Raw genomic sequence first — 11,554 nt, forward strand, 5'->3', positions numbered from 1 at the left:
GATCCTTTGACCCCCCTTGTCCGCGGTCTGACCGCACAGGCCGAGGGGGGCGGCCCAGGAGGAACGCGCGTGGCATCGCGGTGGCGCGCGTACTGGACAAGGGGTGCGGTGGACGTGCGCGCACTGGTGCGCGGGCTGGACAAGGGGTGCGCGCACGGTGCGCATCGCGCGCTCGGGCCGGCGCACCAGCGCGGATCTGGTGCGGTGCGCGATGCGCGCGGGCCGTGCGCACCGGTGCGCGCCTTCGGTGGCAGGTTCGCAACGCACGGCGCGCCATTGGGACCTTCTCCGTGCGCACCGTGCGCACCTCGCTCGGCACAGTGCGCACCTGCCGAACGGAAGGCCGGCGCGCGCGGCGCGCCAGTCCCCTGTATCCCGCCCCGCAGCACCGGTGCGTCCACCACCCTCTGCTGACACAGCGTGATGAACGTGAAGGGCGGATCCCTGAGCGATATTTCCCCCGAGATCCACCGCGGTCCGGCCGCGCCCACCCGGACAAGGGCGCCAGCCGGCCGGTAGCGAAACTGGCCTGGGCAAGGGGCGGCCGCCGAGGGGTCCTCAAGCTGGACAAGGGGTAATCCGGTATGGGCACATCGGGATTGGGGAGTCATCCGCATCCCTGATGACTACAGCACGTCACAAGCCTGACAGCTCCGTGAAGTCGCCGACCCGCCCTGTGAAGCCGCGTCCGATCCGTTGATTAACCGCTGCTTGGCACCGCGCGCCTGCCCCAAGCGCACGTCGGTAGGCACCGCGCGCGCCGACGTCACCCGACAGCGCACCGAGGAGGCAGGACCGAACTCCAACGCACGCCTCTGGCGCGCGCACGAGTGCGGACGAGGCGGCCGATCACCGTCCGGCCACCTCGGCGAGAAGTTCCTTCGCCGGGTGCCGCGCGCACACCGGCCGGGTCGGCAGCGCCAACCGCTCACAGCTCTCCCCGGGCCACCCAACGCTCCGCGCCGAGGCGCGCTGGCGCTCCGGGGTTCTGGAGGCGGCAGGCGCACGCAGTTGCTCCCGGCACGGCTTGCAGAGCTGATCATCGAGCCCGGGGCCAAGCAGGTTGATCCGGCGGCCACAGTCCCGGCAGAGGGTCGCCGAGTCCGGAGCCAGCAGGAGCAGCGTCATGGTGGTGCTGGCCGAAGTGGGGACCGACTGCCGCGACGCCGGCGCCTTCCACCTCGACCCGGTCGCCTACGACCAGCTCCACCCGCACCTGCGGTCCTCGACGCCGAGCGCTGGGGCCGGTGGGACGAGAAGAGCGACATCCATCGTCTCCGGAAGCTCGGCAAGGCCGGCGTGAACTGGATGCCGCGCCGTTTGAAGCGGATCAGGGAAATCGACGGCGCACCCCGCGGTACTTGGCCACGCTGGAGGAGGCCATCGAGCCCCTGCGGTGAATGGCCGGCTGATCGGCGCCCCGGCCCGGATCCTGATTGGCCGTGATCAGCGGCCCCAGCCGCACAAGGTCAATGCCCGACGTGATCAAGGACCGATGGTGGCCTGCGAGAACCGATCCCGCCGTTCAATCCACCACCCCGGCCTGCGTGCCCTTTCAGCGCTACGCCGGCGAAGCGTGCTTCCAGGTGGCGGGGAGCGGTATCAACCGCCTTCGCCTGTTGCTTAATTGGAAATATAGTAGTACCATTTGAACCATGGCGTTGCCGCCTCCACCGCCCCACCCCCGTCGTCACCGACGGCTCTCAACGCCGAAGAACAGGAATCATCCATGGGCTTTCCCGGTCTGGAAAAGAAGATCTGCATGACGTTCGTGACTGAGCACGACGTGCGAGTCCCGGTGCCCGTGAGGCTCTACTACCTGAGCGCCGACCCCTACGCCGTCCAGCTCTCCTTCGACATCTCGCCCGACGAGATGGTCCGGTGGACGTTCGCCCGCGAACTGCTGGCGCAGGGTATGACGGCACCCGCCGGAATCGGGGACGTGAAGATCACCCCGATCGGGACCACCCAGGACCCCGGCTTCAGTATCGAACTGGAGACCCCCGAGGGATTCGCGCGCCTCGAAGGCCTGGTGGCCCCCGTCAAGTCCTGGCTCGACAAGACCTATGAGGCGGTCCCCGCAGACAGCGAGTCCGACGCGCTCGACATCGACAGCATCCTCGAAGAACTCCTGGCCCACTGACCGCACGGAAACACGGGGCCGACGCCACGGGTGACGGCCCCTCCACCCCAGAAACTTCACGCCGCGATGTCACACAGACGCCGCGAAGCACACCTCTAGGGTCAATGCCGTGGGACGACCAGGGCGACGGCATTCTCGTGCCCGTCTGGGCCGAACCGATCGACTGCACGGCCGGTGTCCCGCAGGAACACGACCCGGACTGCCCGGAGTGCCGCGGCCGCGGCTACACGTACAGCCGCGGCGAACGTCACCTCTGCTGCTGCCTCCAGCCGGTCGACCTCACCGCATAATCCGGATCCCGGGAGCACCGCCCTTGGGGCCGCCACGGCCGTGTGCCAGGGAGGAATCACCCCCCGGACCGTGGAGCCGCCGACAGGACGGCGGAGGTGAATTGTCCCTCCTCCAGGAGGGGCGAATTCACCCTCCAACGTCGGTGGGGAGGGGAGATCACCCCGGCAGGACGGACCGTCCTTACTGACGAGGGAGGCGGAATCGCCCCGATGGCCGCACGACGGCAGCGGGGCGATCTCACCGGCACCTCCTGCACCCAGCGATTCAGGGAGGCAAATTCACCCTTTGGCGGCCAGAACACCGGGCACCTCGGGTGAACCGGGCCTCCAGCCCACCCGAGACAAGCAGTCGGCGCCGGGCACCAACGGCGTTGGATCGTCCGTATGCGGTGGGCCGGACGAGGTCGCGCCTCTCGTCGCACCTCTGGTCGCGCCTCTCGTCGCGCTCCTGGTCGCGCCTCTGGTCGCGCCTCTGGTCGCACCGGGACCGACCTCTGAAGGTGACGAAAGGCCAGGTCAAGCCATGTATCCGAAGGACCGTGGAACGCCGACTACTTCCCTACAGGGCTAGTTGGCCAGGAACAGCATGCGAGATCGGGTGAGGGATGCCGGCGAGTTTAGGAGGAGGAACAAGAACAGCAGAGCAGAGCAGCAGAGCAGAGCAGAGCAGAGCAGTGAGACGGAGGAATGGAACTGGACGCAGATACGAGAGAGGACAGTTGGCACGAAATCGCGGAGAGGGTGAGTCAGTGGGTTGGGTCCGGGGTGGCGGTTGAAGGCTCTGGCTGACGTCTCGACGGAGGCCGGGTCAGTTCGGTGGGGCTCGGCGGATGCCGGGGAGTCCGGCCGACCGGGGTGCGGGCGGCGACCCACAGAGGGGCGCGATTGCGTAATTGGAGATACTGATGGCCGCTCAGAAGTGAGCGGCCATCGGGGGGCGCGGGGAGGGGGCGGGATCACCCCTCCCCGCGCTCGCTGCTGCGTCGGGTCATTGGTGAGTACGAAAGTGAAGAGGGACCCGACGATGCCCGCTGGAGAGTTCTCAGGGGGCGGTCTCGCCGCCCGGCTGCGGGCCGGGCGTCGGCGTTCGCCATGGACTGTCCGAGCGGACCGTCCGGGGGCGCCGCGCCCAGGCAGCGCAGCGCGGCCGCATCACCCCGCTTGAGCACTCTGCGACCTCTTGCGTCCGGTGAGGTTGATGCGAACGCGGGATGCGGGCAGCGGCGAGTCACAGATCATGCAGATCTCGTCCTGCGGAGCGTTGTTGGTGTCGCACTGGCTGCACTTCCTCATGATCCGAGCTCCTGAACGTGGCTTCTCCGGGGAGGGCCGGCCTTACTGCCCTAGACCCACACCATGCAGCGATAAGTCCAATTAAGCAATTGTCGGGAGGGTGGATCCGCCCCCTCTGAGGGGCCCTACAGCCGGGAGGCGATTTCGCCGCCCCGGATGGCGGGTATCTCAGGCGATCGGTTCGACGTGGGCGAAGATGACCGTGCGGGGGGCATCGCCGACGAACGAGCGTTCCCGTGAGTGGTGACGAACTCGTACACGCCCGGCGCCACGTCCACGATGGCGTCGTCCAGGACGCGAGTGGCCGCGTTGAAGCACATTGCGATGCTGCACTGTCCTCCGGGGCCGATCCCCAGTCCGCACGGCATCTTGATCTGCCTGGTCTTGCTTTTTCCTTCCGACCGGGGCGCAACGGCGGTCCGTGCGCGCCCCGGTGCGGAGATCAGGTGGCGGGGCGCCGGGCGCCTGCCGCCTGTTGTGTGTGGGGGTCAGCTGTTGCTGCCGGACAGACGCGCGGCCACGCGCGGCCCGAGGATGCCGCCGATGATTCCGGCGACGAGTCCGATGATGATTTGGGCGAGGAGCCCGTCGAAGGGGAGAACGATCAGCGCGATGAAGGCGAGGCCGTGGGTAGCGAGGGCGGCGGCGACCGGGCGGCGAACAGATGCGGTGTGTTCCATACGGAAAATTCTACAGCTATATTTCCAATTAAGCAATATGTGAGGATGGGTGTTACGGGTTTGCGGCGCCGCTCATGCTGCCACTTTCGGGCACTTGTTACGAGTTCGGGGCGTGCAGGGGCAGCAAGGGGCTAGTGTTACGGGTGCCGCCCACCTTCTTGTTACGGGTTGATGTGCCATAGCGGCGTGCGCCGAGTGTCGGTGCCTCGTCTTCTGGAGTCCTCCATGTCTGATCGTTCTGTTCTGTCTGATGCTGTGCCAGCCGACTGGGGGTCGGTGTGGGTGGGCGCTGGCACGGACGGTGCCCCTGAAGTGTTGCAGGTGTCGGTGGCGCGAGGGCGGCTCTTCGAGCTTGTGACCCAGGCCCGGCCTCAGGGCGGCAAGCCGGGTGTGGTGACGGTCGTGACGAAGGGGAGAGGGAAGAAGGAGGCCCGGGCGGCCCTGGTGCCCCTGGGGTGTCTGGACGAGAGCGCACGGTCTCGGCTGAGCGAATGGCCGTCGTGGGCCCAGACAGCAGCACGGCCCAAGCTGGGGGACTTGGTCGTCGCGGCGGCGGGAGATCCGGAGCAGGGCGTGCCGGCGACACCGCAGGTGCTGCTGGACCGCACGACGCCGGCCGCGGTCCTGGTGAACGCCGCCCTGCTCCCGGACGACGGCGGGCCGGTGAAGGTTGCGGTGAGCGGGTGGCGCCATCTGACGCTGTCGGCGCGCGAAGCGGCCCAGGACTGGGCGGCGCTGCTGGGCGAGATGGCATCCGGCGAAGTGTGGGTGGAGGTGTACCGGTCGAAGTCGTCGACGTCGTCCCGCGCAGCGCTGGTCCCGGTGGTGGCGCTGAACGCCGAGCACGCAGGCCTGCCCGAGACATGGCCGGTCCGGGACGAAGCATCGGTGCTCGGCGAACTCGACGCCCTGGTCGAGGAGGTGACCGGCAAGGCGACGACGCAGCACGATGCGCACGGCGTCGTCGTAGCGCGCGAGGGGGCTCCGGTCGCGGTGCTGATGAACGCGAGCCAGGCGCCCCTGGCCATGGTCCGCCCAGCGGGCCGTCCCAGCGTGGCACAGCCCGAGCGGCCACGGCCCGCCCCCGGTGGGGTGCAGGACCCGGCGGCGGGAGACATCGAGTTGCGAGTCGCTTCGGTCGCTGCGCCGGATGAGGCCCACGACGCTGCCGCGCCCGGTGAGCTGGACACCATGGACCCCGAGCCTGCGGGGGAGTCGGCGGAGCCCGTACCCGGGGCGGGTCTGGCCGGGGCGAGCCGCCGGTCCGTGTCGGCGTTGGGGGATGTGCTCCGGGAAGTGATGGCGCTCCAGGGCTCGGGCGGCCCGCCGACGGAGGCGGCGCGGTTCGGGCTGCGCGGGCTGGATGAGGTCGTGGGCGGCCTGCTGCCGGGGAAGCTGACTCTGGTTGCGGGCGCCCCCGGTGCGGGCTCGTCACTGCTGGTGGCGGCGGTAGCTTCGGACACGGTGCTGCGCCGACGGCTGCCGGTGCTGTACGCAGCATCCGGGTTGACGCGGACGGACGTAGCGATGCGGGTTATCGCAGCGCAGGCCGCGGTGAACTACCGCGCTCTGCGCACAGGCCAGCTCACCGACGAGGAGCAGGAAAGGGCGGCCACTGTAGGGGCGCAGTTGTCGGTCCTGGCGGGTTCGGTGTGGCATATCGACGACGGGGCCGGGCTGACGGCGTCGGACATCGCCGAGGTGGCGCGGGACATCGAGGGGTTGGCGCTGGTCGTCGTGGACCGGTTGCAGCGGGCTCACGATCCGGCCGTGCCGCTGTCCGGCCGGGCCCTGCCGGCGGCGGCGCAGGCCCTGACTCACGTTGCGCGACTGCTGAAGGTGCCGGTCGTGGCCGCAGTGGACACCGACGAGGCGGAGCTTGTGGCGGCTTTGGACGCTGACGTCACCCTGACCGTGCGGCGGCGGGACGATCGGGCCGAAGTCGATTACGCAGAGCGGGACTTCGGGACGCTGGCGTGCGCCGTCCTCCGCGCGGATCTGGCGTGTGCCCGCTTTACCGATGTCCCCGACTCGGTCGATCCCACCCTGGTCAAGGCGCCGCAGGCCACCGAAACCAGTGCACCCAGCAGCGTGGCTGGCCCTCAGAATGCGCCCGCTGGCGACGTACCGGTCGAGGAGAGGGATCCCGAGCTCCTGGCCCGCCAATCGGATCCTGAACAGGCGGGGCCGCGGCAAGTCCATTGAGATCCACCCCGGCAACCGGGATCTCGTTGAGGAGAACGCGCGTCGCCGGAACCTCATGGGACAGCAGGTCACTTCCTGCCCAACGTCGGCTGCATCTGGGACGACGTCATCGCTGGCCTGACAGCGACTGGGGTGCAGCACGCACGTCGCCTACATCGGCCTCGGCGCCTGAGCAGTCCCGCGCTCGCGAGATGCAGGTTCGCCGGCCGAGCCGAACGACAAGGCGGGGCGGGAGGCGATGCCTCCCGCCCCGCTTCAATCTTCTCCGGCGGCCAGTAGTCCGGTCGTTGTTCGGCGCAGCACGTGGAGCGCCAGCACACGCATCGGTGGCAGTCCGGGCAGTGGGCCGTAGTGGCCGACTGATGAATCTAACTTTGCACCCGTAAAACCTATTATGCAATGTACTTGGGAAGTTTGTCGTAAGGGTCGAGGATGACGTCGCCGCAACTGAGGTAGCGGACGAAGTCGTGGCCGCCCTGCGCCGCGATGCCGCCCAGGCCCTGCCCGCGCAAGGCGTCGGTGCCGACGACGAAGTGAGGCCGGACGATCAGCTCGCCCACGACAAGCTGGTGGGTGCGGGTACTGCCGTAGTGGAGCGGGTGGGCGGGGGTGCTGACGCGGCTGGAGCCGACGAAGGAGATGGTTCCGTCGCCGACTCGCTGTACGTACATCCACGCGGGCACATGACGGGCGTGAGGGTCCAGGCGCAGGCAGGCCAGGGCGGCGTCGGTGGGGCGGAAGTCGTTCATGGTGTCCTGTCGATCAGTGGGGAATGGCTGCGCCCGTCGCGGACGCCGGTCGGCCGCGAACCCGGTCACGGGCGCCGGTACCGGTTGCACTCGCGGTCGTGGCGCCGCCCGTAGCGCTCCTGTGAGTAGCAGTCGCAGTGTCGCGAAACGGGAGCGCTGAGGAAGTCCGCGATCACTGCCGCGACGGCGGCCGAGTCGCTGGCGCAGTCCACGAGCCCGCCGCCGCCTGCGATGTACAGCGGATCGCCGATCGGTTCGCCCTGATCGTCGTGCACGAACACGGTCCATCCCGTGTGCGAGGCGGGCACATGCTCCACGGAGGGATCCCGGTCACCTACCGACAGGTGGAAGCCGGAGCGAACGTTCCACGACGGAGTCTCGGGGTCAAAGGCGACGGCGTAGCTCATGCCGACGTCGTCGGAGTCGGCGCGGATTCCGTACTCGGCGAGCGCGCCCAGCAGCAGCGCGCCGGCGGTGGGGCGCGGACTGCTGAACCACTCGTCGACGGCACGTGCGCATTGCCCAGCCTCGGCCGCAAGGGTGCGCCGCACGGGCGTCGTGTAAACGGTGCCGAGCTGGTGGAAGTCCCGGCGCCCGTCGGAAATCCACGCGGTGGCCTCGAACCGCGCTCGGTCCTGGTGGGGACTGTCCAGGTCGAATGCCGACCACGTGAGCATGATGTGTTCGCCGTCAAAGATGCGGTCCTGCGCAACGGAGGCCGGGTACGCGAAGATCACGCGTGCCTCGGGATCGAAGTACGCACCGACGCCGGCCGCCGTCGGACGGAAAGGACGGCGTCGACCGACGCTGAGAAGGGCGCTGCGGTGATGCTGGGCATGAGGGCCTTTCGAGGTGCTTCAAGGGGAGCAGACGGAGGTTCGAGGCTCACCCGCTCGCCTCTTTCCCGGCGTTCAGGTCGATGGTGACGCGCTCACCTTGCTCGTCCTCGACCTCCAGCACGGGCGGCCACGCGTCCGTGGCGTAGCTCCGCAGCTGTTCATACGCGAGCCGCGCCGCCTCCTGCGGGCTGGACGCCTCGAAGTCGTTGTGCCACGTGACGGAGTAGACGGACTCGGACTCCGGCGCCTTCTCGGCGGCGGCTTCAGCGCGCGCCACGACGTCGGCACGGATGACGGCCACGGGCCGGTTGCGCAACACGAGGGTGCACGGCTCGTCGTCCTCAGCGGGGGCCAGACAGATGAAGCGCAAGGCGACGTCGGCGACGCGGCCGGGTTCGGCGAGCGTCCAGGTGCCGAGGTCCTCGCACTCCTCGCACCCCTTACACGGGCAGTCGCGGACTGCGTGCGGATGGGCGGGGTACGGGGCGGGGACGTGCTCGGTCGGGCGGACGCCGGTGCCGTCGGAGAACTCGGCGACCAGTAGGTCACCGGCGCGCACCTCGTGGGCGCGGACGGCCACGGCGTCGTCCAGGGTGAGCCCATGAGGGAGGGGCAGGAAGTTGTCGTCGGTCGGCCGGTCGGTGAGGGAGAGTACGCCGGAGCCGTCGGGAAGGGGCAGAGTGTGCATGGCCGGAGTTTTCTTACGGTGTCGGGGTGTTCATGGAGTGACGGGCTCGGGGCCCGGGCGGGCGGGCCTCATGCGGGGCGAGCCGGGGTCCAGCCGTGCGGCTGAACCCCGTCGTCGGGGGTCAGCTGACCCGGCGGAAGGAGTCGGCGGCGGCCCGGGCGGAGTCGCGCTTGGCTTCGAGCCACAGGTGACGGCGGGCGTCGGCAACGGGGTTTCCCATGCCGCCCTCCGGGTGCTCCGCTGCCAGCTCCGCCTTCGCCATCTGCTCGTGCCAGGTGGTCACGGCATCGTGGCTCGACTGGAAGGCATCGAGGAGGTCCTGCCACAATCTGGTCTCGTACTGGGCACGCGTGATGGTCTCGAAGAATCCGTCTATGCGGACGTTCTCGGCCGTCAGCTCCGGCTCCCGCAGACGCTCCAACGCGGTAGTGCCCCGCCGCTGCGCGTTGGACCTACCCGCATGTGCAGCGGTCGCGAGCCTCCCCGCGTGCACCCGGTGGTCATGCTCGGCACGGGTGGCGTCGCTTGTGCGGTGCTGCTCATGGGGGAGTCCTTCCTTTGGGCGGTCGGGAGGCTGTCAGGGCGCCCCGCCGGGGAGTTGGGCGGAATGGCCGTCCCAGCAATCCCAACTCTACAATGGTAAATCCAATTAAGCAACTAGCGGATGGGGGCGGAGATTCGCGGAATCAGGCCGCATCCGGAGGTGCCCTCGCAGGCCTCGCCCGTGCTGGCGACTTCCCACAGGACTACGCGCGCCCACGGCCAAAGCGAGCCAGGACTGCGCCGGGGTCAAGGCCAGGTCAGGGCCAGGTCAAGGACCGCATTGGGAAGCGGTGACACTACCGGGGCTGGCTCCGGCGCGTCTACGCGGCGCGGTGGTGAGCTGGGCAGTTATCGGAGTCGCGCCGTCTCCAGCGGTGCCGGTGGTGGGGAGGCCGGGGCCGATGTCGTAGTTGCCGCCAGTCGTGGGGCGGCGAGTGCGCAGGGCCCCGCCTGGATTGTGACGGCCTGGCGGAGCCCTGTGGTGCGTACCGGACGGCGACGGTGACGTCGGTGCGCGGTGTTCATGCAAGCTCACCGGCGGGCGGTGAGTTTTGGTGACGCGCCTGTGGACGGAGGGCTGTCACTGGGATGGAGGTGCGCGGCGTGCGCCCGGCATGTACGGGCGGGGGTGCGCACCGGGGTGTTCGGTGCGGCGGGCTGGAGGGGTGGATGATGCGCGGTTCGTGGTGCACGGCCCGTCGCCCCGGGGTGGGCGGCTGGTCACCATGTACCGGGCCGGCCGCGCGGAGGACGACTACGTGGGGACGGCGTTCTCCGAACACGACCTGCTGCTGATCCTGCGGTCGCCCGGGCTGCCCGATCCGGACCTGGTGGTCGACGACCCGCGCTGGGTGGAATGGCGGGGCGCGACTGCGCACCGCTGGGGCAGTGGCTGACCGCATCTGTTTGGGTCGCGGGATTTGTCAAGGGCCCTTGACGTTCACGGTTCGCTGGATCGAGGTCTTTCAGGGGCTTGCGATGGCCGATCTTTCACGTCAAGGGGCCTTGACATATCTGATCTTGTTCGGCTATAGGGGCTTGACGCGGGTGTCAAGGAATCGTGACGGTCGTTGTGAAGGGGCCTTGACGTAGTGGGTGGGGCGCGGGAGGAACTGGCGGATGTGGTGGACCGGCTGGAGCTGTTGCTGGCCGATGTGGCGGTGACCTATCCCCTGGTGGTGCTGGAGGCGGTGGGCCGGCTGGAGTCGATGATCGAGCGGCAGGCGCCGCCGGCTGGCGTGGCTGCGCGGGGACAGGGCGCGACGCGGGAGGAGATCGGCGCCGCGGTGAACGCGACCTGGCGCTCGGCGTATCAGCGGTGGGCCCGGCATCTTCCGCGCGAGGTCGGTGCGGACGCTCCGCACTGATCTCAGCCTCGATCTCCACACCGGGCTGCGCGGGACGCTGTCACCCGGGAGGCGGCGGTCCGCGGGTGTTGTCCTGTGGGGCCGGGCAGGGTGGGGAGTGGCAGGCCCGGTCCGCTCCGGTTGCTGGCTGATGGCAGGGCCCCTGTTGCCGGGTGGCGGCAGGGGCCCTGCCGCTCCTGTCGCGTGGCTTGCCGTCGTGGACTGCTGCATCCTGGTGGTGCGGTCCCGTCCCCGCGGAACTCACAGCCCCCTCAGGGCGGGGCCGCCCTTTACGTCCTGGGCCATAGGCGGCCTGGTGCAAGGCCGCCCTGCTGGCGCCGATGTGAAGCGATCGTCCGAAGAGTGATCGGTTGAGCTTCTTCCCTGTTGGCCGTGTCTTTCAGCGATGCCCGGGGGCGAACAGTCACCCGTCAGGCGGAGGCTTTGGCGCTGCTGACACCGGCGCTGGTGACCCGCGGATCGGCCGGGCGTCGAACGTGCGGCAGGGCGCGTGCCACCGCTAATCCGGGCGGGTGCCGATGCGGGGCGGTGGGCGGGTGCGGGTTCAGGTGTGGTCGGGGTTGTTGTTGGGTGGGGTGGTGGGGAGGGTGAAGGTGATGCGGGTGCCGGGGGTGTGGGTGGTGTCGAGGGTGATGGTGCCGCCGTGGAATTCGACGATCTTCTTGCACAGGGCGAGGCCGATGCCGCTGCCGGGGTAGTTGTCCTTGGTGTGGAGGCGGTTGAAGATCACGAAGATGTGGTCTGCGAATTCCGGGTT

General features: G+C 69.2%; 11 protein-coding genes. 5 read left to right on the top strand and 6 right to left on the bottom strand.

Annotation, left to right across the window (positions count from 1 at the left end; genetic code table 11):
• Window positions 1–1,762 precede the first annotated feature (1,762 nt).
• On the top strand, window positions 1,763–2,143 hold the full coding sequence (locus tag ABZ883_RS37175) for an SsgA family sporulation/cell division regulator (protein WP_360914526.1): 381 nt from the start codon (window positions 1,763–1,765) through the stop codon (window positions 2,141–2,143).
• Window positions 2,144–2,247: 104 nt separating this feature from the next.
• A complete protein-coding gene (locus ABZ883_RS37180; protein ID WP_360914529.1) occupies window positions 2,248–2,433 on the top strand; it encodes a hypothetical protein in 186 nt (61 codons plus the stop codon).
• A 1,781-nt stretch (window positions 2,434–4,214) separates the two neighbouring features.
• Here ABZ883_RS37180 and ABZ883_RS37185 read toward each other — a convergent pair.
• Complete coding sequence (locus ABZ883_RS37185) at window positions 4,215–4,406, bottom strand: hypothetical protein (RefSeq protein WP_360914532.1); 192 nt, start codon at window positions 4,404–4,406, stop codon at window positions 4,215–4,217.
• 225 nt (window positions 4,407–4,631) lie between these two features.
• Here ABZ883_RS37185 and ABZ883_RS37190 point away from each other — a divergent pair, with 225 nt between their 5' ends.
• A complete protein-coding gene (locus ABZ883_RS37190; RefSeq protein ID WP_360914535.1) occupies window positions 4,632–6,611 on the top strand; it encodes a DnaB-like helicase C-terminal domain-containing protein in 1,980 nt (659 codons plus the stop codon).
• A 392-nt stretch (window positions 6,612–7,003) separates the two neighbouring features.
• Here the strand turns inward: ABZ883_RS37190 and ABZ883_RS37195 are convergent, their stop codons facing one another.
• The 4 genes from ABZ883_RS37195 to ABZ883_RS37210 all read right to left on the bottom strand — a co-directional run bounded on the left by ABZ883_RS37195 (window position 7,004) and on the right by ABZ883_RS37210 (window position 9,308).
• Window positions 7,004–7,360, bottom strand: coding sequence for a hypothetical protein (locus ABZ883_RS37195; RefSeq protein WP_360914538.1), 357 nt, complete (start codon window positions 7,358–7,360; stop codon window positions 7,004–7,006).
• A gap of 65 nt (window positions 7,361–7,425) precedes the next feature.
• Entirely contained in the window at window positions 7,426–8,097 is a 672-nt protein-coding gene (locus ABZ883_RS37200; protein WP_360914541.1) for a hypothetical protein, read from the bottom strand.
• 148 nt (window positions 8,098–8,245) lie between these two features.
• Window positions 8,246–8,887, bottom strand: coding sequence for a hypothetical protein (locus tag ABZ883_RS37205; protein WP_360914544.1), 642 nt, complete (start codon window positions 8,885–8,887; stop codon window positions 8,246–8,248).
• Window positions 8,888–9,008: 121 nt separating this feature from the next.
• Complete coding sequence (locus ABZ883_RS37210) at window positions 9,009–9,308, bottom strand: hypothetical protein (protein WP_360914547.1); 300 nt, start codon at window positions 9,306–9,308, stop codon at window positions 9,009–9,011.
• Window positions 9,309–10,095: 787 nt separating this feature from the next.
• On the opposite strand from ABZ883_RS37210, the gene ABZ883_RS37215 reads away from it, so the two are divergent.
• Together ABZ883_RS37215 and ABZ883_RS37220 are read left to right on the top strand one after the other, a co-directional pair.
• Window positions 10,096–10,326, top strand: a complete 231-nt coding sequence (locus ABZ883_RS37215) for a hypothetical protein (protein ID WP_360914550.1) — start codon at window positions 10,096–10,098, stop codon at window positions 10,324–10,326.
• 225 nt (window positions 10,327–10,551) lie between these two features.
• Window positions 10,552–10,797: a hypothetical protein gene (locus ABZ883_RS37220; protein WP_360914553.1), complete on the top strand. Its 246-nt coding sequence runs from the start codon at window positions 10,552–10,554 to the stop codon at window positions 10,795–10,797.
• 544 nt (window positions 10,798–11,341) lie between these two features.
• Here ABZ883_RS37220 and ABZ883_RS37225 read toward each other — a convergent pair.
• The coding region (locus ABZ883_RS37225; RefSeq protein ID WP_360914556.1) for an ATP-binding protein at window positions 11,342–11,554 on the bottom strand (213 nt) is incomplete at its 5' end.

Origin of the sequence: Streptomyces sp. NPDC046977 (genome assembly GCF_040644455.1) — a bacterium.
GTDB lineage: Bacteria > Actinomycetota > Actinomycetes > Streptomycetales > Streptomycetaceae > Actinacidiphila.

Coding starts and splice junctions, on each gene's coding strand:
- ABZ883_RS37190 (WP_360914535.1), top strand. CDS start 4,632: ATGTCTGATCGTTCTGTTCTGTCTGATGCTGTGCCAGCCGACTGGGGG.
- ABZ883_RS37175 (WP_360914526.1), top strand. CDS start 1,763: ATGACGTTCGTGACTGAGCACGACGTGCGAGTCCCGGTGCCCGTGAGG.
- ABZ883_RS37180 (WP_360914529.1), top strand. CDS start 2,248: ATGCCGTGGGACGACCAGGGCGACGGCATTCTCGTGCCCGTCTGGGCC.
- ABZ883_RS37185 (WP_360914532.1), bottom strand. CDS start 4,406: ATGGAACACACCGCATCTGTTCGCCGCCCGGTCGCCGCCGCCCTCGCT.
- ABZ883_RS37205 (WP_360914544.1), bottom strand. CDS start 8,887: ATGCACACTCTGCCCCTTCCCGACGGCTCCGGCGTACTCTCCCTCACC.
- ABZ883_RS37195 (WP_360914538.1), bottom strand. CDS start 7,360: ATGAACGACTTCCGCCCCACCGACGCCGCCCTGGCCTGCCTGCGCCTG.